The sequence below is a fragment of the Arenibacter nanhaiticus genome, from assembly GCF_900141935.1.
Lineage (GTDB): Bacteria > Bacteroidota > Bacteroidia > Flavobacteriales > Flavobacteriaceae > Arenibacter > Arenibacter nanhaiticus.
Genome location: NZ_FQYX01000002.1, coordinates 256,718 through 280,733 on the forward strand (window position 1 = coordinate 256,718; position 24,016 = coordinate 280,733).

Consider the following 24,016-nt stretch of genomic DNA (forward strand, 5'->3'; position numbering starts at 1 on the left):
TAGTGTTTTTTTTAAGTTAGTTAGTTTAGAACCGGTGGCAACACCGGTTTTTTTCATCTTGGTTTTATTGTTCTTCATAAGACTTAGGTCATTCGCATAGCTAAATATGTATTTTCGACCAGTTTTCGGACATCCTTATTCCATACCATTAGTACAACATATTTATGTTCTCTACTCTAATAGAGGAAAAAGACTACCTAAAAATTACAAATTCCCTTATCAATGTTAACTAACCCCTATTTTAACACTCCTTTATGAAAAATATCACAAAACTACCCCTTTAAAATAGTATTTTCGCCCTTCCTGAAGTGCTATCCCCCATGAGATTGAAGAATTATTTATTGTATCTTTTCGTATCAATTTTACAAATGGGCTGGTCTAACGATACCGATCTACAAAATATCGATTGCGGGATCCTAGAAAATCATGAACTGCTATCCACGGATATTGAGGCCCTCAGTTCGGAAGAATGCTTTAAAATTGGCGTTTGCGCCTATAAAAACCAGAACTACAGCGAGGCATACGCCTTCTTGTTATCGGCCCATTTAAAAGGCTATGACAAGTCTGCTTCCTTTCAAAAATTTTTTGCGGCCAGCAAACTTGCGGTAGACTCTATTAACGAACTTGCGAGAAAAAACACCTATTTAAAAAATCAAATTCAAGCGACACATCACCTGCTTGGAAGTTCAGCCACTCTTATAGAGAATCAGGCACAGCCGGGAGACTATCAAAGTTCTACACAGCAAGATTTATTAAATTACTTATTTCTTGTGTTTGCTATCAGCGGTATATTCTTGGCTGCCAAACTGCTTAAAAACCATAAAAATGTAAATACGCACAATATTTTTCTCGCGATATTCCTCTTCGGTGTTTCCATAATGTTATTAGAGCTTTCAGTGTATTGGATCCAAGATTTTAATTATACTCCTAAAGAGTTTTTCTATCATATTCATTTCTTTCTTTGGGCACCTTCCCTTTATTTATATATCCGAAAAAAATTAAATATCACCTCCAATGGCAGTACCTTGAAAATCACAAAACACTATGGTGTATTTGTATTTTTTTGTTTACTGCTATTAATTCATATTAACATAACGGATGGTCTTAATTCACCATTGTCTCCGAGCAACAATGTGGCATTTATCATCCAAAACGCATACCTTAAATTCATCCACAGTACCTTATACCTAATAATGTTATTTAGGTTGTATAAAGAACACAGAAACAGCCTTAACTTCTCTAACAAGAAATGGTTTGTCCTTGCTATTTCATTTTTAGCTGCCATAATATTAATTGTACTTAGCCGTGCCCTTTTTGCAGAGATTCCGTCTTTTAACTATATTTCTAAATATATAGGCGCTATTTTACTTTCTCTTTTTATCGGTGTCTGCGCTATCATGTTGTTTATACAACCCGAAATCCTTACCAAAACTGAGGCACTAAAACCCAAACCCAAGGTAAAGTACAAAAATTCTGGATTGACAGAAGATATGATTGAAACCCTTAGGGAACAATTATTAAAACTCATTGAAAATGAAAAGGTTTACTTAGACAATACCATTACCCTAGAAAAACTGGCAAAAAGTCTAAACACCGATCGTTACAGTCTTTCCCAGGTCATCAATCAGGAATTTGGAAAGAACTTTTATGAGTTTATCAATGATTTCAGGGTTCAGGAAGCCATTAACATTATTGAGAAAAATGACTATCAAATAGACTTGATCACCGATCTAATCTACGAATCTGGTTTTAACAACAAAGTATCTTTTTACAAGGCCTTTAAGAAGAGAAAAGGAATGACTCCTTCGCAATATATTAAAGAACAAAAGAGTGAGATTATTGTAAACGGTTAATACTTTTTATTAATTTTATTAAAGGTAATTCGCTATGTACAATTCCGAAAAAATAAAAAAGCTCCCCTACCTTTATACAATCCATTTCTCTATTCAGATATGTTTAACTCCCCATTATCTTTATTAAGAAAAAGTCGCCTGCTACGACTCCTATTCTCTCCAATTTCCGACTACTATAACAATTAGTCCGTGGCTTCCATAAGCATCCAAAAAAAACAACCTGTAGCCAACCCCATAACTAGACCTTTATCCTAATTAAAGTTAATTTTATATTAATTTTTCTTAATTCCTTAAAATCACATCAAACCCTTAAATACTAGATACTTAATAACATTTTTAAAGTTAATTTAAGTCTAACCAAGGTAAATTTTGGTCGGGAATAAATCAAAATCAACACTTCTAGGTTTAATTTGATAGTTGGATGCAATGGGTAGAGGAAAGAAGCAACTTATTTGTTTTCGTTTTTTTTTATTTGGATTAGCTGCCGAAAAAAACATCTACCCCATTGTACCCAGAGAAGCGTTTAACTAACTCAAATTAATTTTTATGAAAATTAAGTATTTCTTATTCTTAAAATTATTTCTGGTGTCATTGGTGATGATGGCTCAGGAAAAAACAATTACGGGTAATGTTACCGACCAGTCTGGCTTGCCACTGCCGGGGGTAAACATTCTTGTCGTTGGTACTACTAACGGTACCCAATCGGATTTTGATGGAAACTATACCATTAAAGCGAGTGTAGGCCAGTCCTTATCTTTTAGTTATGTAGGACAAAAAACCCTTACTATTGTCGTAGGCAACAGCAACACTGTTAATGCTGTTATGGAAGAAGATGCCCAGGCACTGGAAGAGGTTATTGTAGTTGGTTACGGTACCTCTACCAAGCAATCTTTTACCGGATCGGTAAAACAGATCGATTCTGAGTTATTGGATCGAAAAAGTGTTTCTAACGTTTCTCAAGCCTTGACTGGTGAATCTGCAGGTGTTCGTGTCATCAACACTTCTGGACAGCCTGGTTCCGAAGCGACCATCCGTATTAGAGGTTTTGGTTCTGTAAACGGAAACAGAGACCCTTTATACGTGGTAGATGGTGTACCATATTCTGGTAACATCAGCGCTTTAAACCCAAGCGATATTGCTTCTACTACTATTCTTAAAGATGCCTCGGCAACTGCTATTTTTGGTGCGCGTGGAGCAAATGGTGTGGTTGTTATAAACACTAAAAAAGGAAAAAATGGGAACGACTATATAGAAGTTGAAACCAAAACTGGTCAAAACTTTAGCCTATTGCCAAGATACAGCACCATTAAATCTCCGGAACAATATATAGGTTTGAGCTGGGAAGGTCTTAAAAATAGAGCTTCTAGTGATCCAAAAATTGCAGATGATTATCCAAACCCGGTAGATTACGCGAATGCCGCCTTATTTTCTAAAAGCGGAATCTCTACTAATTACAATATGTGGAATGTTGCCAATGGTGGTGAACTTATAGACCCAGCAACCGGCATGGTAAGAGAAGGGGTTACGCGTAAATACAATCCGGAAAACTGGGAAGATTACGCTTTTCAAGCTTCAACCAGAACAGAGGCCAACCTAAAAATTAGTGGTGGTAATGCCAAAACCAACTACTTTAGCTCTATTGGATATTTAAATGACAAAGGGTATTCTATCAACTCTGACTACGAACGTTATTCTGCCCGTTTAAATGTAAACCACCAAGTGAAGGATTGGTTGCACGGTTCTATGAACCTAGGGTATACCGTTTCTGAAACCAACAATGGTGGACAATCTGAAGATTCTGGAAGTGTTTTCTGGTTTGTAGATAATATTCCTTCTATCTATCCATTGTTTTTAAGAGATGCTGATGGCAATACCATTCCTGATCCTTACTATGGCGGCAACGTATACGATTATGGGCAAGGAAGAGGTTTTGGTGGTCTGACCAATGCTATTTCTGATGCTCAGAACAGTGTTCAGAATAGAATGAACCATGAGATTAACTTCAATACTTCCTTAGATGTTAAATTTACGGATTACCTTACTTTAGAAAACCGTTTTGGATCTCAGTATTACAACAGTTCTTACGACGAGCAAAACGGCCCTTTCTATGGCCCAAGTTCGACCAGCGGAGGTTCTATCTACAAAACCAAAACAGAGGTTTTCTCTTATAATATGTTAAACTTATTGCGATTTAAGAAGCAATTTGATGACCATAGTGTAGAAGCATTGGTTGCTCACGAAAACAATTCATGGGAGCGAAAATATCTTAATGCCTACAAAACTAAGTTGGTAGATCCTTTTGGTACAGAGCTAAACAATGCGGTAGTTTCTTCACCGGCAAATTCTTATACTAGAGATTACACTTTGGAAAGTTATTTTGGACAATTAAATTACAACTACGACAACAAATATTTTCTTTCTGGTACCGTAAGAAGGGATGGATCTTCTAGGTTCTTAAAGAACAAATGGGGTACTTTTGGATCTATAGGTGCGGCTTGGGCCGTGATCAATGAAGATTTCATGTACAACCAGGACATTTTCAGCAATTTAAAGCTAAAAGCAAGTTACGGTCTTATTGGTGAGCAAGGTGGTGTTGGTTACTACCCTGGGTACGATCTTTTTGAGATTGAAAACTTAAACGATGGAATTTCATTGTCATTTGACTCTAAAGGAAATCCTGATCTTACTTGGGAAACTTCTAAAATGTTCCAGACTGGTGTCGAATTCGGTATCGGAAGCTTTTTAGATGTCGCTGTAGATTACTATGTTAAGAATACAGATGATTTAATTTTTGATCGTCGCGTAGGTCCTTCTATCGGATATGCCCTCATCAAAGTAAACGACGGTGCATTGCGCAACAAAGGATTGGAATTTGACGTAACAGCCCACCTTGTAAAATCAGACGATTTCTATGTTGATTTATCTGTTAACGGAGAGTTCTTAAACAATGAACTTACAAAAATGCCTATTGAGCCAGAAACTGGTGAACAAAAGATCATTGATATCGACGGTCGTTTTGGTAGGTCTGTAGGGCATTCTCTATATGATTTTTATACGAGGGAATATGCAGGGGTAAACACAGACACTGGGGTAAGTACTTGGAATGTTTACTATTTCGATGAAAACAATGACGGTCAATTGCAAGCTGCCGAAAGAGTTTCTTCTATGGCTGATTATGTGGCCCAGTACCCAGAAAGAGCCAACGCGCTTTCTATGGCTACTACCGAAACTTATTCCGAAGCAACGCAGAAATATGTTGGAAAATCGGCCATTCCTACGGTAAGAGGTGCCTTTAACCTAAGTACTGGCTATAAAGGATTTGACCTAAGTGCCCAGTTCCTATACAGTGTTGGTGGCTATGCTTATGATGCAGCTTACGCCGGATTAATGGATAACGATCAAGTGGGCGGAAACAACTGGCATACAGACATCTTAAACAGATGGCAACAACCAGGTGATGTTACCGATGTACCTCGCCTGTCTAGTGCCTTCGACAAAAATGTTGTTTCTTCTTCAACAAGGTTTATTACGAAGTCCGACTTCTTAAACCTAAACAATATCCGTTTGGGCTACACCATTCCAAAGATGTATGTTGAAAAAATTGGAATGTCAAACCTTAACTTTTGGGTTTCTGGGGACAACCTTTGGTTGTTATCTGAAAGAAAAGGGTTTAACCCTTCAACCGATGAGGCAGGAACTTCTGATCGATACAGATATTCTCCATTATCTACTGTAACTTTTGGAGTAAGAGCTAAATTTTAATTTTAAAAATTGAAACAACTTATGAAATCTAAATTATATATTTCAATTCTTGCTACAAGCCTATTAACTTTAGGCTGTAGTGATGATTACCTAGAAACAAAGCCAACGGAGTTTATATCCTCTGATCAAATTGCTGAGGCTTCTAAATTAAACCCGGGATTACAAGCTGCTAACGTAACAGGAATGTATGCTACTATGTATAAAACCGGTACTGGAGGTACAGACTTGGATCACGATGATTTTGGTCAAAAGGGATACGATATTTATAGCGATATGTTGTCTTCCGATATGGTATTGGGCGGGACCACCTACGGATGGTATAGAACCATTGCCGATATGACCTCTACTGTAGACTATACCAACAATAACAATTATAAGGTTTGGAGATACTACTACAGAATAATTTTTGGCGCCAATACCGTTATTGATGGTTTGGGAGGTAATGATGCTGAGCTAGAACTAGACGAGGCTCGCCAATATATGGGACAGGCCAAAGCAATGCGGGCTTATGCCTATTTCTATTTAGCCAACTATTTCTCACAAGGATACCAAGCTTCAGATGCTATTTTACCTATTTATACTGACACTAAAGCCGCTAACCAGCCGTTAAGCACTGCGCAAGAGGTTTACGACTTAATCGTAGCAGACCTTACCGACGCGATCACTCTTCTTGATGGCTTTACTAGAGCTGCCAAAAACGAAGTAGATCAAGATGTTGCCCGCGGTCTTTTGGCCTATGCTTATGCTGCTATCGGCAAGAATGCCGAAGCTGCTATAGAAGCTAAAAAAATCATTACAGATGGCAAATACACGCTTATGAGCAAAGAAGAGGTTACAGCCGGGTTTAACGATGTAATTACTTCTGGATGGATGTGGGGCGTTGACCTTACTTTGGACAATGACTTAGATCTTGTTTCTTGGTGGGGACAGATGGACCTTTTTACCTATAGTTATACATGGGCAGGAGATCCTAAAGTAATCGATCAAAACCTGTACGCTGCCATCCCTGCTACCGATGTTAGAAAGGCACAATTCGAAGACCAGGATGCAACCGAAGATACTAGCCGTCTATACCCAACTGGAAAGTTCTATGCTCCTGAGCGTAAAATTGGAGGACAAAGAAGTGTTACTACGGATTACGTTTATATGAGAATTGCAGAGATGTATTTATTACATGCAGAAACTGCTGCAAAATCTGGAGACGAAGCTGGTGCAAGAACCTCACTTAAGACTTTACTAAAAGAGCGTTTAGCTACTGAATTGGAAACAGCGTATGTAGACTCATTGAGCGGACAAGCGTTATTGGACGAGATATACCTACAAACGAGAATTGAACTTTGGGGTGAAGGAAAAAGCTATTTGGCGATGAAGAGAAACAAGGCTACCATTACTCGTGGTCCTAACCATCTTTCTTCTGCCGGAACCAGCATTCCTTACAACGACGATCGTTTAAGTTTTGACATTCCACAAAGTGAAGTCCAAAACAATCCTAACATTAGCCTATAAGTAATTAAAGGTTATTGTAGCCGTACAAACGCCCATCAAAATTTAATTTTGATGGGCGTTTTTTATTGTCTTTCCTAAAGCTCGTTCTCAAAAAAGTAACATTCCCTTCCCTAATTCTTGTGATTGGGATTCCGGACTGTCTTTCAAAAATTCATAGGCCATATAATCCAAAGCTTCCCTAGCTACTCCAACTCCATCTTAGCTGTTTAGAAGGCTTTTCACACCGTTTAAAGCAAGCTGAGATTAATCCCCCTGACCTTTAATTTTGACTGCTTAAAATGGATTAGTTGCAAAATCAAGGTACGATATGCCTTAATTGCGTAAACACCCCATCTGTAACCCCTATCGCTTAAAAGATACAGGGCCTATTTAACTAAAACAACAGGAATCTTCTTTTGTTTAAGACTGTAGGTACTGAATAACAGTATCATTAAAGAACAAGGGCTGTTCTACATTCACCACATGCCCACATTTTTGGACCACCACCAAAGACGATGCACAGTGGGATTGCACTACTTGTTTAACGGTAGGCAAAAACATATAATCCTCTTCCCCCATAACGTACAAGGTTGGGATTTTGATATCGACCGTTCTAAAGAAATGAAGCAATGGATTTATTTCCGAGGTGAGTTTAAACCATCGGATAAATTCTTTTTGATATAGTTTTTTGGCCTCGCGTACAAATAGTAAACGCGATTCTCTATGATTCTTATTGGGCATGATCATAAAAGCAAAAAACTTGTACAACCACAGGTATGGAATGACCGATTTAAAGATGATTCCCAAGCGCATTAATACCTGTGACCTGAAATTTAATTTCATGATAGCCCCTCCCATCACCATTCGGTCTACCCTATGGGGATGTTTTTCGGCCAAATTGCGAATTAAAATAGTCCCTAATGAAATCCCTATAAAATGTGACCTTGGAATATTTTCAAAATCGATGACCTCTATGATATCGTGGGTAATATTGTCAAAAGTATACTTGTCCTTAAAAGCATCTTTTAGGTGCACTTTAGAATTCCCGTGCCCCCTTAAATCTAGGAGCACCACATTAAAGTGTTTTCTAAACTCTCGCAGCTGCTTGTACCAAATAGTAGAGCTACCTCCTGCCCCGTGCACAAAGGTTACCCATTGCGTTTGGGTTTGATGCTTATGAATAGTATAACTTAACAATAGATAGGTTTCATTTTGATCGAAGAAAACTATTGGACACCCAGTCGGGATGGTAAATATTAAAAATTTTCGAGCTTTCCCGATCCCTTTATATAAGAAAGCGGAAAAGCCCGAATTTTTGGAGAATTATTACAGAAAACCTTGACTAGTTCCTGTTTTTTAATTCTTCGCTCATTTCCTTTTGCAATTCCAAGGCCTTTTTAGCTGCCGCTTTTGCGAAATCTTCTTGGTTGGAGGCATATATAATCCCTCTGGAAGAATTAACCAATAAGCCAACATTATCACTCATGCCGTATTTACATACTTCTTGCAAACTGCCTCCTTGCGCCCCAACACCAGGGACCAACAGAAAACTTTGAGGAACTATTTTTCGTATATCCGTCAAGAAACTTGCTTTGGTAGCACCAACCACATACATCAGATTTTCTGAATTCTCATAGGTCAGGGAGGTCTGCAAAACTTTTTTGTACAATTCTTGATCTTCTAACTGTTTGGTCTGAAAATCGAAAGCTCCCATATTGGAAGTCAATGCCAATAGTATGGTGTATTTATCCTTAAAGGCCAAAAATGGTTCTACCGAATCCTTCCCCATATAGGGTGCTATGGTCACCGAATCGAACCCTAGATTTTCAAAAAAGGCTTTGGCATATCTGGTAGAAGTATTGCCTATATCGCCACGTTTTGCATCGGCAATAGTAAAGATTTCCGGATACTTTTCATTTAGGTAGTTTATGGTCCTTTCCAAGGCTTTCCAACCTTTAATACCGTACGCCTCATAAAATGCAGTATTGGGCTTATAGGCCACGCATAAATGATGGGTAGCATCTATAATAGCCTTATTAAAGGCAAATATAGGATCTTCTTCTTTTAAAAGATATGCTGGTATTTTATCTAAATCGGTATCTAATCCGATACATAGAAACGATTTTTTTCTACGGATTTCTTCTGTTAAAAACTGCGCCGTCATATATAGATTAGAATAATTCTGAGGCCTCTTTTAATTTCTCGGTATTTTCTACTAAACTCAATTCGTCTATAATACGTTGAATATCGCCATTAATAATATTTTGCAAATCGTACAGGGTAAGTCCGATCCTGTGATCCGTCACCCTTCCTTGCGGATAGTTATAGGTTCTAATTTTCGCAGAACGGTCACCACTACTCACCTGGGAGTTACGTTTCGCAGCATCTTCTTCTTGTTTTTTGGCCAATTCCTGGTCGTATAAACGCGAGCGCAATACTCTAAATGCCTTTTCTTTGTTTTTATGCTGTGATTTCTGATCCTGGCACTGGGCTACCAATCCGGTCGGAACGTGTGTTAAACGCACGGCAGAATAAGTTGTGTTCACCGATTGCCCACCTGGTCCTGAGGAACAGAAAAAATCTATTCGCACATCTTTAGGCTCAATATGAACATCGAAATCTTCGGCTTCTGGCAACACCATTACCGTTGCGGCACTGGTATGTACCCTTCCTTGGGTTTCTGTTTGGGGAACCCTTTGCACACGGTGTACGCCGGCTTCAAATTTTAAGGTACCATAGACATCTTCTCCGTTGACCTCGAACTGGATCTCCTTATAGCCGCCACTGGTTCCTTCACTTAAATCTATTACGTTGGTTTTCCAACCTTTGGACTCACAATATTTGGTATACATTCTATAAAGGTCACCTGCAAAAATACTGGCCTCATCTCCTCCAGTACCCGCGCGGATCTCTACTACGACGTTTTTGGCATCCTCTGGATCCTTAGGGATCAAAAGAAATTTTATTTCCTCTTCGAGTTTTGGCAAGCCTTGCTTGGCTTCTTCCAATTGCATTTTGGCCATTTCTACCATTTCGGCATCACTACCATCGGCAATAATCTCCTCTGCCTCCGCAATATTATTGGTAAACTCTAAATAAAGATCTCTTTTGTCATTCAGTTCTTTTAGATCTTTGTATTCCTTATTAAGGGCAACATACCGCTTCTGATCAGCAATAATATCGGGCTGAATAATAAGATCTGAAATCTCATCGAAACGTTGTTTTACTATGTTTAATTTATCTATCATATGCAATCTACACTTGGTCTGCGAATTTACGATAAATTTGAACAACTCAACATATCTGATTGAGCAGATGGATTCAATTTTTTTATACGACCAAGTATATGGGGTGTTTTTTCTTGCAAACTTGGCAGGACCACTGTTTTTTATCGATCCTTATGGCAAGCAGAAGTTTAGGGAAACAGCAGCTTCCCCTGTAAAGGGAGTATTTTCAATTTTCGCTTCACACACCAAATAAGCAGCTTACATTTGACAATGATTTGGGCGTTCCCTCCTTCGTCGGGCGGGCTCTACGCTATATCCCTTGCCCTGCTGCGGGGATGCCGCTGCGATCCCTAACGCTTTTCAATTATCAATTATCAATTAGCAGTTAACAATGGGAGGTGAATTTGAAAATTTGATAATGTGTTAATTTGAAATTCGAGGGTTAGCAGAAAAAAGAGCCTTAGCATAGGAATTGCCCTGACGGCACAAGCGAGCCCCTTGCCCAAGCAGGAACGGCAGCCATTACCACAGAGAGCTCCTATTTAGGGCCCACTGGAAATTTCTTTACTATATTTTCTCGCTGCGCTTGCTTGTCATTGAGAATATTGACAGTTTGATGAATTACGACCATTTTCATATGTCGATATCTATTGTTTTTTAACAGTCATATGTAATTCACATTTCGTCATTTGTCTTTACAACCAGTTTTCGGTCATGCTCATTTCAAAGCTTGTTTTATGGGCAATCTTTCATCCAATTACTAATTCTCATTTGAAAAAGCGTTAGCTATTGCAGCGGCATCCTTTTTTAAGGGGCTATGGCCGTTTAAAAAAGATACAGCGGAAAGAGCGACCCGAAGGGGAACGCCCAAAATATTACGGCACATATAAAAAGTAGTCCCATCGGCCGTTGGGGAAAGAAATTCTTGAACCGATTCCTTGTCACTATTTTTGGAACAACCTTGCTTAGCAAAAAAATGTTTGGACAAAGGTTGCTCCAAAACACAGCGATCTTATAAAATATTTTCGTTCCATAAAAAGGGCTTCTTTCTAAGAAAACGAGGAAAAAGAAAGATTTTCGTATACCTTAATATATATAGGTACCGAATTCACTTTCGATAGTAAGTTTTTTTACTTCGCTCTCTTCTACCCTTCCAATAATTTTGGCTTCGACACCGAAACTTTCGGAAATTGCGATTAAATCTTCCGCAATAGCAGGATCTACATATAGCTCTAACCTATGGCCACAATTGAAGACTTGATACATTTCCTTCCAATCGGTAGCGGACTGCTCTTGAATTAATTTAAACAAAGGCGGCACAGGGAATAAGTTATCCTTTACGATATGAAGGTTGTCTATAAAGTGAAGGATTTTTGTTTGTGCTCCTCCGCTACAGTGTACCATTCCATGGATATCTTGAGCGCTATACTTGCTCAATATTTTCTTTACTATGGGTGCATAGGTACGGGTTGGCGACAACACTAATTTCCCAGCATCCAGTGGCGCACCTGGCACGCTATCTGTTAATTTTACATTTCCTGAGTACACCAATTCTTCTGGTACGGCAGCGTCGAAGCTCTCCGGGTATTTTTCTGCCAAGTATTTAGAGAACACATCGTGTCTGGCCGAAGTAAGTCCATTACTGCCCATTCCGCCATTGTATTCGTTCTCATAGCTGGCCTGACCTGAAGAAGAGAAGCCCACAATAACATCGCCGGCTTTAATATTGGCATTGTCTACCACATCTGTTTTTTTGATCCTTGCGGTAACGGTAGAATCTACGATAATGGTACGTACCAAATCGCCTACATCGGCAGTTTCCCCTCCGGTAGAGCGAATAGTGATTCCGTGTGCTGCCAAATCGGTAATCAATTCTTCGGTACCATTAATAATGGCCGAAAGCACCTCGCCCGGGATCAGGTTTTTATTTCTACCAATAGTAGAAGAAAGCATTATATTGTCTGTAGCCCCTACACAAATAAGATCGTCGATATTCATGATCAATGCATCTTGGGCTATTCCTTTCCACACAGAAATATCACCAGTTTCTTTCCAATACATATAGGCCAAGGACGATTTTGTCCCTGCCCCATCGGCATGCATTACCAAGCAATAGTCGTCATCATTGGTAAGGTAGTCTGGTACAATTTTACAAAAAGCTTTTGGAAACAGCCCTTTATCAATGTTTTTGATGGCGTTATGCACATCTTCCTTAGAAGCAGAAACGCCTCTTTGATTGTATCTTTTACTATTGGATGAACTCATGATTAAAACTTTGGTGCAAAAATAGTTCAATCCACAAAAAAAGCCCACTAAATGTGGGCTTTTAATCCAAGAATTTAAAAATTCTTTATTATTTGATAAACAAAAGCTCTCTGTATTTGGTCAAAGGCCATATTTCATCGTCTACCAAGCGCTCTAACTTGTCACAGTGGTATCTGATTTCATCGAAGTATGGTCTAACCTTATCACAATAAGCAAAGGCTTTTTCAGTAACATCGACCATATTGTTGGCTGTTTTCCTTTCCTCAACCATGGCATCGGTTTTGGTTTTAATAACGCCAATATGTTCGGAGATGCGGTTTACAATATCCAATTGACTGTCGGCCATTTTTTTGTAGTCGGCCCCATATATTTCTTTTAGGCCTACTATATTCTGTATCAATTTATTTTGATATTCTACGGCCGCCGGAATTATATAGCTATAGACAAGTTCATTAAAGACCCTCCCCTCTATTTGGATATGCATAATATAATCTTCCAACTCTACCTCATGGCGGACTTTTACTTCTACCTCGCTTAAAACTTTCATGGATTCGAACAGTTCTAAACTATCTTTAGAGGTAAGCACCTGAAGGGCCTGTGGCGTATTTTTATTATTGCTTAGCTTTCTTGTCTTAGCTTCTTTCTCCCAAGCTTCACTATAGCCATCGCCTTCGAACCTAATTCTTTTTGAAGTTTTTATATATTCTCTTAATACATTAAAAATAGCTTCATCTTTTTTAAAGCCTTTTTTATCGATTAAATGATCCACCTCCTTTTTAAAATCCAATAGCTGTTTGGCAACGATGGTATTTAAATAGGTCATTGGTTTGGCACAATTGGCTGTAGAACCTACCCCTCTCATCTCAAATTTATTTCCGGTAAAGGCAAATGGGGAAGTACGGTTTCTATCGGTATTATCCAATAATATTTCAGGGATTTTCCCTACCACATTCAATTTCAATTCTGTTTTTTCTTCTGGCGACAGTTTCCCTTTGGTAACCCCTTCCAATTCATTAAGAACGGCATCGAGCTGTTGTCCGATAAAAATAGACATAATCGCGGGAGGTGCTTCACTGGCTCCCAATCTGTGATCGTTGCTGGCCGAACTTATAGAAGAACGCAATAATTCTTCATAAGTATCTACCGCTTTGATGGTATTCACAAAAAAGGTCAAAAACTGTAAGTTTTTCATTGGGGTACTTCCCGGGCTCAATAAATTAACGCCGGTATCCGTTGCCAATGACCAGTTATTGTGTTTTCCCGAACCATTCACTCCAGCAAAGGGTTTTTCGTGGAAAAGAATGGTGAAGTTATGTTTATCGGCTTTTTTAGCCATGATATCCATCAGCAATAGGTTATGGTCTACTGCCAAATTGGTTTCTTCGAAAATAGGCGCTAATTCGAACTGATTCGGCGCTACTTCATTATGTCTTGTTTTTACTGGAATACCAAGCTTGGTACATTCTATTTCCAGATCCTTCATAAATTCGAGCACTCTACTAGGTATTACCCCAAAATAATGATCGTCTAACTGTTGTCCTTTTGCGGCAGATTGTCCTACCAGGGTACGTCCGGTCAAATTAATATCGGGACGAGAATCTGCCAAGGATTTATCGATCAAGAAATACTCTTGTTCCCATCCTAGGGTCGCATTTACTTTGGCAACATTTTTATCGAAATATTTGGCTACTGCGGTTGCGGCCTCGTCTATAGCCCCCAAGGCTCTTAACAAGGGCGCTTTATTATCTAAGGCCTCCCCTGTATAGGCAACAAAAACCGTTGGTATACATAAGGTAGTGCCATACAAAAAGGCCGGAGAGGTAGGATCCCATGCAGTATACCCTCTGGCTTCAAAGGTATCTCTTATACCTCCGTTAGGAAAACTAGAAGCATCGGATTCTTGCTGTACTAGTTGTCCGCCCCCAAATTTCTCCATCCCACGGCCGTCTGACCTTAGATCGAAAAAGGCATCGTGTTTTTCTGCCGTGGAACCTGTTAGTGGCTGAAACCAATGTGTATAATGGGTGGCGCCCATAGAAATTGCCCAGGCCTTCATTCCTTCTGCCACCTGATCGGCAACTTTTCTATCGATTTTTGCTCCAGAAACCATTGCCGCTTTTACACGATCGTAGGCCTCCTTTGTTAAAAACTGCAACATTCTTTCTTCATTAAAGACATTGGTCCCGAAATACTCCGAACGTCTTCCGCTTTCCTCAATAGGTAACTTTTCTCTAGTATAGCTTTTTGCTATGGCATCAAATCTTTGCTTTGACATAGGTGTTTTCAATTTTATTTAAAAAAATAACAATTCATTAAAATTGACAAATAATAATAATGATTTAATAAAATACCCCCACAAAAAAAGGGGTGTACAAAAAAATACAGGCAAATATACCATTAACCCCATTGAAAAACAGCACTTACTCAGAAAAATATTATATTTGTATCATATTAAAATCAACAAAACGTATCATGAGCAAATCAAAATTAGAATACATTTGGTTAGACGGTTATATGCCAACCGCAAACCTAAGAAGCAAAACTAAGGTGGAAAATGATTTTAGCGGAAAGTTGGAAGACTGCCCAATATGGTCTTTTGACGGTAGTTCTACCAGACAAGCTGAAGGCGGAAATTCGGACTGCCTATTAAAGCCTGTTTCTATATTTCCTGATCCAGACAGAAAGGACGGTTATTTGGTGATGGCCGAGGTTTTAAATGCTGATGGTACTCCGCACAAAACGAATTCTAGAAACTTGATTGATGATGAAGACAATGATTTCTGGTTTGGTTTTGAACAAGAATATTTTATTATGGACACTCATACCCAATTGCCATTAGGATTCCCTGTTGGTGGATACCCAGGTCCTCAAGGTATGTATTACTGTTCTGTTGGTGGGAAAAACACCCACGGAAGAGATATTGTAGAAGAGCATGCTGATTTATGTATTGCTGCCGGACTAAACTTTGAAGGCATCAACCAGGAAGTTGCTTGTGGACAATGGGAATTTCAGTTATTTGCCAAAGGAGGTAAAAAAGCTGGAGATGAAATCTGGGTTGCCCGTTACCTATTAGATCGTTTAACTGAAAAATACGGTTACTATATTGAGTACCACCCAAAACCTGTAAAAGGAGATTGGAACGGTTCTGGTATGCACGCCAACTTCTCTAACACTACCTTAAGAACTTGTGGTTCTAAAGAAATTTACGAGAAAATATGTGAGGCTTTCAGACCTGTAACCAAGGAACACATTGAAGTGTACGGAGAGTTTAATGATGAGCGTTTGACAGGTTTACACGAAACTGCTGCTATAGACGATTTTAGTTACGGTGTAGCTGATAGAGGAGCTTCTATTAGAATTCCGATTATCACTGTAAACAATGGCTGGAAAGGTTGGTTAGAAGATAGAAGGCCTGCTTCTAACGGTGATCCTTACAGAATTGCCGCTAGAATTATCAAAACGGTAAAATCTGCCAAAATATAAGGACAATAAAAATTGTCTCTCTAAAAAAAACCGCTCCTTTTATATTTAAAAGAGCGGTTTTTTTTTATGATATCTTATGAAATCTATTTAATAGTTATATATACAAAACCGGCATATAACAGCAATAATACTATTCCGTCTCGCCATCCCAATCGCAGTCCTTTTGGAATAAAAACCAAGGGCAAGATCAAAAATGAAATTCCCAGCATCCAAAACACATCACTTGACAGCAAGCCTTGATCTACCACTTGTATAGGCGTTATGATAGCCGTAATTCCCAATACGGCCAATAGATTAAAAATATTGGACCCTATAAGATTCCCTAGTGAAATCGCCTTTTCCTTTTTAATAACCGCAATTACAGAAGCCGCAAGTTCTGGAATACTTGTTCCTACCGATACTATGGTCACCGCAATAATCCGCTCGCTAACTCCGTAAAAGGTAGCCAAACCAACAGCACCATTTATCAATAGCTCAGAACCTCCCCAAAGGGCAGTTCCCCCCAACCCTAGAAACAACACTAACTTATATAACGGAAGTGGAACATCGTCTTCTGGCATTTCATCTACCACGGCAGTTTTCTGAAAACGCAACAGGTATACCAAAAAAAGAAAAAGACAAACGACCATTACAATCCCTTCCCATCTTTGTATCTCCCCATCGAAATATACAAACCCAAAAAACAATAGCGAGGCCAACATCATTACGGGCCAGTCCGTGGTGTAAAAACTTTTACGCACATCTATACTCCCTAAAATAATTGTAATAGCCAGCACCAGCCCTAGGTTAGCTATATTAGAACCTACTACATTCCCCAAGGCTAAATCTGGAAATCCTTCCAAGGCTGCATTGATACTAACAATAAGTTCCGGTGCCGAGGTAGCAAAAGACACCACGGTCATCCCGATAACTATTTTCGGTATATTTAATTTTAAAGACAAGGCCACCGCCGCCTTTAACAACCAATCGCCTCCTAACACCAGAAGGGTCAATCCTAAAACAATATATACAATATCTTGCATTATTTAATTTTTTTTGAGCAAATATAACGAAGTCTATATAGTATTGCCCATAGAAAAGCCATTGGAACAAAATAAATTAAAGCAGTGGCCCCAGGACAAAGACCCCTCTCCCCGATTTCATATAATTTTGGTGACACCCCCAGATAGTTCCCGTATCCGAGCATTTTTTACTATACTCCCAAATCTATCATCATTAGCAATCTTAAAGTGCCCTAAACTATCGTAGCCAGCCAATTAATTAAGTAGCCCACTTTCTTTATATATTTGGAACAATATCTAGAAGAACCCAATAGAGCATCGTTAGTGCAGAATATCAATTTTAAGTATTCAACACCTAAAAAAAATAAATAGGCATCTTATGAAAAAAACTCTTTTTAAAGTTTTAGCGAGAATTAACAAGCGGTTACTGCCATCTTACAGCAAACAGCAATTAAACCTTGCCAAAGCCACAAAACTACAATTGGCCATTATTGGGTGGCGTTATTATATCACTACCAACGCATTGGATTAGTACTGCATCAGGGAAGCTACTTCATAGCCAATTAATTTATCCCTACCGCTTAAAAACTGTAGTTCCAACAAAAAGTTGCACTGAACAACTTCTCCCCCTAGTCGTTCAATCAGTCTACATACAGCACTTGCCGTACCCCCCGTTGCCAGGACATCATCATGGACTAATACCCTATCGCCTTTTTGAATTCCATCGGCATGTATTTCTAGTACGTCCTGTCCATATTCAAGATCGTAATTTTCACTTATAGTACTATAAGGCAGCTTTCCTTTTTTTCTAACAGGCACAAATCCGGCATTTAATTGTTCCGCCAACATAGGACCAAAGAAAAAACCTCTACTCTCCATACCCACGACCTTATCGATCTGTTTATCTTTCAACAATTCTAAAAGCGCTTTTTTAGCTCCTTGAAGTGCTTTTGGGTTTTGCAACAGGGGAGTAATATCTTTAAAGGAAATTCCTTTCCTCGGGAAATCAGGCACTTCCCGAATAAAATCAAAATAATTCATTTTTTTTTGCATTCTTATTTGGTAGCAAAGGTAAAAAGAAATATATTTGCAGCCCGTTAAGGAACAAAAAATAAAAACGGCCTCGTGGCGCAACTGAATAGCGCATCTGATTACGGCTCAGAAGGTTACAGGTTTGAATCCTGTCGAGGTCACAACACTCAAGAAACCACGCTATTTTTGGCGTGGTTTTTTTGTTTTTAGCAACGTCAAAAGCACCATCGCTTTTGAAAGTGAATAAATTCAAAAAAAACGGTTGGCGCTAGCCAAAGGGGGTTTCTTATTTGCAGAAGGAACTTTATTCTGGAAAGACCAGGTCAATCCTGTCGAGGTCACAACACTCAAGAAACCACGCTATTTTTGGCGTGGTTTTTTTGTTTTGGGCAACGTCAAAAGCACCATTGCTTTTGAAAGTGAATAAAGGATCATGACCAATTGTTGTGTTTATGCAAAAATTGTGGATTTTAACTAAATCCATCTAACGCCCTAGTCCCCTACAACCTATATATACCTCAATGATCAAGGCATCCCCGTCTTTATTGATAGATCTCTACGCTAACTCTAACCGTTTGTAGGCAGCATTACTAGATAGCTTCAAACCAAACCTTGCAAAACGGATTAAAATATCAGCAGCTGTTTAACGCTTTATTTTAAACCAACTTAACATATTCAATTACTTTTTTGATCGTTTTATTTGGTTCATTCTTTCGCCAGTTGATATATAAATCTATTTCCTCATCTAATTCAATAAATCGCACATCCGGAACCTTGGCTGATTTAAACGACAACGGAAGAATAGAAATTCCAATTTCTTTAGAAACCAAATTTAAAATCATGCCTCCAAAATCTGATTCAATTATTGTTTTTGGCTCAAACCCATGTTTGTTAAAAAAGTTTCTTAACAGTGAAGCAAAGAAAGTTTTTTGATGCAGCCCAGAAATAATGAATTTTTCGTCCTGCAATTCATTAAAGTCCTTTAAGGATTTTTTGTTCAGCCAATGATTATTAGGAACAACCAAACAAATTGGTTCTGAAAACAATTTTAAGGAATCAATACTAGCATTACTTATTTCATCTCTACTAAATGCTATATCTGTTCGATAATCGGATAATAACTTTTCGTGATTTTCATCTGTTGGTTCAGTTAACTCTACTTTTAAGTCTGGCAGATTTGAATTTAAAGTTTCCAAAAACTTTGGCAAAAACCTAAACGTGATGGAACCCGGATAGCTTATTGAAACAAAACCAGACATTCCTTCATCAATTTTTTTTGCCTGCCTATGAATTTGATCAAGCTCCTTAATGGTAGTCGACCAATGTTCTTTAAGAAACTTCCCGGCATCGGTGAGTTTTACATTTCTTTTATCTCTTTCAAAGAGTTGGATCCCCATCTCGTCTTCAAGAGATCGAATTTGCCTGCTTAAGGTAGATTGAGAAACAAAAACCTTCTCGGCAGTTTTCCAAAAATGCAATTCATTCGCAAGCTCTAAAAAGTACTTTATTTGTTGAACAGTCATGATTAATGCGTTTTATGCATTAGTTGATCAAAAATATGTATTTTTCTATGGGTATCAAAACAGTTCCTTTGACCCAAAGTTTAATTTTAAAAACAAGGAACAGATGGGGATTGAAAATTTCATCACTTTTATACTAACCGCGTTGATTTTTATTATGACGCCGGGAATTGATACGGTATTTGTATTGAACAAGGCGATTGGACAGGGCAGGAAGTCTGGGATCCACGCTACATTAGGCGTCAATACAGGCGTACTGACCCATACCTTATTCGGAGCATTAGGCCTGTCTGTTTTACTTTCTCAATCTGAGGTTGCTTTTTTAGTCATTAAATATGTCGGGGCTATTTATTTAATTTATACGGGAATTCTGAAACTAAAAAACAGAAAAAATACTATAACCATAACGGAGCCCCCACAGGGAGATAAGAGCATAAGAAGTGATTTTTGGTCTGGATTTTTAACCAATACTTTAAATCCGAAGGTTGCATTATTCTTTTTAGCTTTTTTCCCTCAATTCATTAATCCTACTCAAATAGAAAACCCTGTGCCATTTCTTTTGTTAGGCTTCACATTCGCTGTAATGGGCATAGCTTGGTATTTAAGTCTCACTTTATTTGCTAGTTATTTTTCTCAAAAAATTAACCACAATCCCAGTGTCAGCTTATGGTTAAATAATGGTAGTGGTTTCGCTTTTATATTAATGGGAATTAAAATTGTGTTAACTTAAACACCCCATCAGACTTTGGTTCTTTTTGAACAAAATGTCTATGAAAAAGGCCAAAATCAGCATCTTACAACAACAAAAGCATTGTAAGACACTAATTTTGGCCTTCGTTATTTAATATCGATTAAAAGAATTAACCGTCCAACAAGTCCATTATATCCTTAAGTTTTTCTTTCAATTGACAAGCTATATCATTATTGCCATCTTGATTTCCATCGGCTGCCTGAGAAAGACCTATCTCTCCTACCACATTCCTAAGCCCTCCCTATTCTTTTCAAATTAGGTATTGCTAAAAAAAACTCCCCATACAACTTGAATTATGAGATTTTAACCATTGAAAGCCCCGATTATGTCTTTGCACCAACTCCAAAAGACATGATTTTGAAAAAAAAACACGTATGAAGTAAAATTTCATGAATTAAGTTGTGGTGTATTTCAGGATAATTATATATTTGCAGTCCGAAAAAATAGCAACTGCTTCATTAGAACAATCGCTACTAATTTCTTCGGGGTGTAGCGTAGCCCGGTTATCGCGCCGCGTTTGGGACGCGGAGGTCGCAGGTTCGAATCCTGCCACCCCGACCACAGATCGAAAGAGATTTCGATAAACCAGTATAAAAGTAGGCAACTATTTTTTAATGGTGGCATAGCTCAGCTGGATAGAGCACCTGCCTTCTAAGCAGGCGGTCGAAGGTTCGAATCCTTCTGCCATCACGACACTCTCAAAACCACGCCATTTGGCGTGGTTTTTTGTTTTATAAAAAAGCCAAACTTGTTTGAGCTTTAGAATAAAACAAAAAACCGGCAGCGATAGCTGGTGGGTTTTGAATTTGCAACATTGATAAAGAAGGATCACCGAAGGTAATCCTGATGTACGGAGAAAAGCCAAACTTGTTTGAGCTTTAGAATAAAACAAAAAACGGATCATGACCAATTGTTGTGTTTATGCAAAAATTGTGGTTAATCTATAAAGGAAGAATTCTACATTTTTCACTCCTCTGAACTGTGCCCTGAACGCTTTAATTTTTGCATTGAATGATTCTGCAGAGGCATTCGTACTTTTATTTATAAAATAGTTCAGGATAGTTCTGTAATTAACGCTGATACTGTTAGCCACTGTTTGGAAGCTCTTAAAGCCCGAAGCCTCTACGTCCTTGTGCCAAGGTGCCAGCTTGACGCAACATATAAAGTGGTGGATTAATTAAAGAGAGGATGCGTTAGGGATCGCAGGGATCATGACCAATTGTTGTGTTTATGCAAAAATTGTGGTTAATCTATAAAGGAAGAATTCTACATTTTTCACCCCTCTGAACTGTGCCCTGAACGCTTTAATTTTTGCATTGAATGATTCTGCCGAGGCATTCGTACTTTTATTTATAAAATAGTTCAGGATAGTTCTGTAATTAACGCTGATACTGTTAGCCACTGTTTGGAAGCTCTTAAAGCCCGAAGCCTCTACGTCCTTGTGCCAATGTGCCAGTTTGACGCAACATATAAAGTGGTGGATTAATTAAAGAGAGGATGCGTTAGGGATCGCAGCGGCATCCCCGCAGCAGCGCAAGGGATATAGCGAAGAGCCCGACCGACGAAGGAGGGAACGCCCAAATTAAGAGTCCAATGCAACCCTTCAAGCTTAGGCATAAAAAAAGAAAAAGAAGTGGTTTACCCTCCTATAAATGATGTTTGCATCTATTAGCCTTGGATCTTAAAATCTATAAAACAAAAAAGGTTGACTCTTTCGAGCCAACCTTTTTATATAATGAAAAGGAAATTCTTTTCTTAGTTCTTAGGACCTTCCCCATATTGTGGGTTTTGAAGATCGAACCAAATTCTTTCTGTATTTAATACAGAAGGATTATTATCACCTGTAGAAAACCCTTGTGCTTCCAAGGCCTTCACATAGTTCTCGTAGTTTTTGTTATCCTCAGAAGGAGCATTGATCAACAACCTACGTGGTATTGTCAACTCAGCACCAGACGCTAACATAGCCTCTCTTGGCAATACATCGCTATTTACCGCTGGAACACCTGAACGACGTGTAGTAGTCCAAAGATCTCCTGGTGTAGCGGCAAAGTTAATCACTTGCTGAATGTACACTTTTTCCAAACCATTGACACTTAAATCATAAGCAGGTTGCGTTAAAAGCGCAGCCAATTCTCCGGCCTGTAATTTTGTAGCACCGGCAGCAGCTTCATCCTCTTCTGTATAAACAGGGTCCTTATCATAATAAGGGAATCTATGGTTTTGAGCCATTTTATCCATTCTCAAAACAGAAAGCTCTACTCCCCTATTAAAGTAATCCTGGGCAGAACCTGAAATATTAGCGCCCAACAATTTGAACTCAGCCAAATATAGGTTTGTCTCTGCAGAAGAACCTAAAATTACATCTACTGGAGGGTAGTTATCTTTAAGCTCTATCAATCTTCCACCTGGTTTAGTAGGATAGGTATGATTGTATCCGGTACGCACAACACGCTCGGCAAAATTAGAAGTTGAGCTATACGTTTTCTCAACACCATCGATAGTGATTTTGTTGCGTATATCTTGCTTAAAGTAAATATCATTACTAGCTTCGAAAGTTGCATCTGGCGATAAAGGAACCCCGTGGTAACGTACCCATGGCTCTCCTGGTCCAGACCAACCTGCAAAATTCCCTAAAAGGTCTTTTTCTACATACTGCTCTACATATGGAGGCAGGTCCTTACCAGCATCGATAAAGGCTTGTACTACTTCGGCATTAAACTCGTTTTTATTAAATAAAACCTTTACCCTTGGATCTTTATTAGCAACCATAAAATCGATTAGGTTTTTTGACCCAATCCCTGGCTGTGTTCCGTTTCCAGTTCCATAGTACTTAATACCTCTGTGGTAAATGAAATCATCCGACAAGTCGTTCATATAACCGGCTGGCGAATTCACGACTTCTTCAACAATTTTAAAGGCTTTAGCTTGATTTTGGTTTACCAACCTAGCTGCAATCTTTAATTTTAACAAGTTACAGAATTTGGCCCATTTTCCATAATCACCATTATAAATGATGTCTTGCCCACCGATTTTAAATTGGTTAGCAGCGGATAAATCTTCAATAGCCCCGTCCAATTCTTCTAACCAAGTATCGAACAACTGTTCTTGAAGGTCATATTCTGGCGTAATTAACGGAGGAGATGTGTAAGCCCCCATTGCACCTTGCGTATACACCATAGCACCATAATTATCGGTAATGGTCAAGGCTGGTTGAATTTGGATCGCAAAGGTCATGGCACTGATAGCCCTTCTCGCTTGTTTCTCATCCTCTTCCATGGCCTCTACCCTAGCACGAACATCTCTCGTGTTAGCATATAATCTTGGATAAAGAGATTGACCACCTGCATTTTCCATCTCTACCATGGTCTCACTGTTACCTCCACCGCTGCTGGCAGTGGTCAACTGACTCCAAGGGTAGGCATACCTAAAATTATTGTAAAACCAGACGGTATAATCGTCCCTATACATTTCATGGATGGCTTCGGCAACAGAAAAACGAATATCTGGTTGCGCCACCTCAGATGGGTTGGTGTTTAATTCCGCAAACTCATCTTTGCTGCAGGAAACAACAAGAACAGCCATCAGAATCAATGGTAATTTATATATATATTTCATGTTATAATTCTTGTTTTTTATC

The 24,016-nt window shown here is 38.7% G+C and carries 18 protein-coding genes and 3 tRNA genes; 10 read left to right on the forward strand and 11 right to left on the reverse strand.

The window, feature by feature from the left end; translation table 11 throughout:
* The first annotated feature begins 320 nt into the window (after positions 1–320).
* From BUA16_RS02450 to BUA16_RS02460, 3 genes are all read left to right on the forward strand, one after another.
* Positions 321–1,853, forward strand: a complete 1,533-nt coding sequence (locus tag BUA16_RS02450; RefSeq protein ID WP_084668391.1) for a helix-turn-helix domain-containing protein — start codon at positions 321–323, stop codon at positions 1,851–1,853.
* A gap of 546 nt (positions 1,854–2,399) precedes the next feature.
* Positions 2,400–5,615: a SusC/RagA family TonB-linked outer membrane protein gene (locus BUA16_RS02455; protein WP_072763042.1), complete on the forward strand. Its 3,216-nt coding sequence runs from the start codon at positions 2,400–2,402 to the stop codon at positions 5,613–5,615.
* A gap of 21 nt (positions 5,616–5,636) precedes the next feature.
* Positions 5,637–7,121 (forward strand): RagB/SusD family nutrient uptake outer membrane protein, encoded by a 1,485-nt coding sequence (locus tag BUA16_RS02460; RefSeq protein ID WP_072763043.1) that lies wholly within the window; start codon positions 5,637–5,639, stop codon positions 7,119–7,121.
* Between the two features lie 399 nt (positions 7,122–7,520).
* Here BUA16_RS02460 and BUA16_RS02465 read toward each other — a convergent pair whose 3' ends face one another.
* From BUA16_RS02465 to prfA, 3 genes are all read right to left on the reverse strand, one after another.
* A complete protein-coding gene (locus tag BUA16_RS02465; protein WP_072763044.1) occupies positions 7,521–8,297 on the reverse strand; it encodes an alpha/beta fold hydrolase in 777 nt (258 codons plus the stop codon).
* Positions 8,298–8,442: 145 nt separating this feature from the next.
* Positions 8,443–9,264 carry an orotidine-5'-phosphate decarboxylase gene (pyrF, locus tag BUA16_RS02470; RefSeq protein WP_072763045.1) on the reverse strand — a complete coding sequence of 274 codons (822 nt, stop codon included), beginning with the start codon at positions 9,262–9,264 and terminating at the stop codon, positions 8,443–8,445.
* Between the two features lie 7 nt (positions 9,265–9,271).
* Positions 9,272–10,348, reverse strand: coding sequence for a peptide chain release factor 1 (gene prfA, locus BUA16_RS02475; protein WP_072763046.1), 1,077 nt, complete (start codon positions 10,346–10,348; stop codon positions 9,272–9,274).
* A gap of 67 nt (positions 10,349–10,415) precedes the next feature.
* On the opposite strand from prfA, the gene BUA16_RS18560 reads away from it, so the two are divergent.
* Complete coding sequence (locus BUA16_RS18560; protein WP_178338833.1) at positions 10,416–10,580, forward strand: hypothetical protein; 165 nt, start codon at positions 10,416–10,418, stop codon at positions 10,578–10,580.
* Between the two features lie 833 nt (positions 10,581–11,413).
* Here BUA16_RS18560 and BUA16_RS02485 read toward each other — a convergent pair.
* Both BUA16_RS02485 and BUA16_RS02490 read right to left on the reverse strand, forming a co-directional pair.
* A complete protein-coding gene (locus BUA16_RS02485; RefSeq protein ID WP_072763048.1) occupies positions 11,414–12,592 on the reverse strand; it encodes an AIR synthase related protein in 1,179 nt (392 codons plus the stop codon).
* Positions 12,593–12,680: 88 nt separating this feature from the next.
* Positions 12,681–14,867 carry a glutamine synthetase III family protein gene (locus BUA16_RS02490; protein WP_072763049.1) on the reverse strand — a complete coding sequence of 729 codons (2,187 nt, stop codon included), beginning with the start codon at positions 14,865–14,867 and terminating at the stop codon, positions 12,681–12,683.
* A 197-nt stretch (positions 14,868–15,064) separates the two neighbouring features.
* On the opposite strand from BUA16_RS02490, the gene BUA16_RS02495 reads away from it, so the two are divergent.
* On the forward strand, positions 15,065–16,075 hold the full coding sequence (locus BUA16_RS02495) for a glutamine synthetase beta-grasp domain-containing protein (protein ID WP_072763050.1): 1,011 nt from the start codon (positions 15,065–15,067) through the stop codon (positions 16,073–16,075).
* 83 nt (positions 16,076–16,158) lie between these two features.
* Here BUA16_RS02495 and BUA16_RS02500 read toward each other — a convergent pair whose 3' ends face one another.
* Positions 16,159–17,097 carry a calcium/sodium antiporter gene (locus BUA16_RS02500; protein WP_072763051.1) on the reverse strand — a complete coding sequence of 313 codons (939 nt, stop codon included), beginning with the start codon at positions 17,095–17,097 and terminating at the stop codon, positions 16,159–16,161.
* Positions 17,098–17,455: 358 nt separating this feature from the next.
* On the opposite strand from BUA16_RS02500, the gene BUA16_RS02505 reads away from it, so the two are divergent.
* Entirely contained in the window at positions 17,456–17,608 is a 153-nt protein-coding gene (locus BUA16_RS02505) for an SsrA-binding protein (protein WP_072763052.1), read from the forward strand.
* Here the strand turns inward: BUA16_RS02505 and BUA16_RS02510 are convergent.
* Positions 17,605–18,117 (reverse strand): adenine phosphoribosyltransferase, encoded by a 513-nt coding sequence (locus BUA16_RS02510; protein WP_072763087.1) that lies wholly within the window; start codon positions 18,115–18,117, stop codon positions 17,605–17,607. The two genes, BUA16_RS02505 and BUA16_RS02510, sit on opposite strands and share 4 nt — an antisense overlap.
* A gap of 78 nt (positions 18,118–18,195) precedes the next feature.
* Between BUA16_RS02510 and BUA16_RS02515 the strand changes: the two genes are divergently transcribed.
* A tRNA-Arg gene (locus BUA16_RS02515) sits at positions 18,196–18,269 on the forward strand.
* Between the two features lie 495 nt (positions 18,270–18,764).
* Here the strand turns inward: BUA16_RS02515 and BUA16_RS02520 are convergent.
* Positions 18,765–19,631 carry a LysR substrate-binding domain-containing protein gene (locus BUA16_RS02520; RefSeq protein WP_072763053.1) on the reverse strand — a complete coding sequence of 289 codons (867 nt, stop codon included), beginning with the start codon at positions 19,629–19,631 and terminating at the stop codon, positions 18,765–18,767.
* On the opposite strand from BUA16_RS02520, the gene BUA16_RS02525 reads away from it, so the two are divergent.
* The 3 genes from BUA16_RS02525 (at position 19,630) to BUA16_RS02535 (ending at position 21,069) form a co-directional block, all read left to right on the forward strand.
* Positions 19,630–20,358: a LysE family translocator gene (locus BUA16_RS02525; RefSeq protein WP_245795505.1), complete on the forward strand. Its 729-nt coding sequence runs from the start codon at positions 19,630–19,632 to the stop codon at positions 20,356–20,358. The two genes, BUA16_RS02520 and BUA16_RS02525, sit on opposite strands and share 2 nt — an antisense overlap.
* A gap of 504 nt (positions 20,359–20,862) precedes the next feature.
* Positions 20,863–20,940, forward strand: a tRNA-Pro gene (locus BUA16_RS02530).
* A 55-nt stretch (positions 20,941–20,995) separates the two neighbouring features.
* A tRNA-Arg gene (locus BUA16_RS02535) sits at positions 20,996–21,069 on the forward strand.
* 229 nt (positions 21,070–21,298) lie between these two features.
* Here the strand turns inward: BUA16_RS02535 and BUA16_RS02540 are convergent.
* The 3 genes from BUA16_RS02540 to BUA16_RS02550 all read right to left on the reverse strand — a co-directional run bounded on the left by BUA16_RS02540 (position 21,299) and on the right by BUA16_RS02550 (position 23,994).
* A complete protein-coding gene (locus tag BUA16_RS02540; protein WP_072763054.1) occupies positions 21,299–21,553 on the reverse strand; it encodes a transposase in 255 nt (84 codons plus the stop codon).
* 54 nt (positions 21,554–21,607) lie between these two features.
* Positions 21,608–21,862 carry a transposase gene (locus BUA16_RS02545; RefSeq protein ID WP_072763055.1) on the reverse strand — a complete coding sequence of 85 codons (255 nt, stop codon included), beginning with the start codon at positions 21,860–21,862 and terminating at the stop codon, positions 21,608–21,610.
* 272 nt (positions 21,863–22,134) lie between these two features.
* On the reverse strand, positions 22,135–23,994 hold the full coding sequence (locus tag BUA16_RS02550; RefSeq protein ID WP_072763089.1) for a SusD/RagB family nutrient-binding outer membrane lipoprotein: 1,860 nt from the start codon (positions 23,992–23,994) through the stop codon (positions 22,135–22,137).
* Positions 23,995–24,016 lie beyond the last annotated feature (22 nt).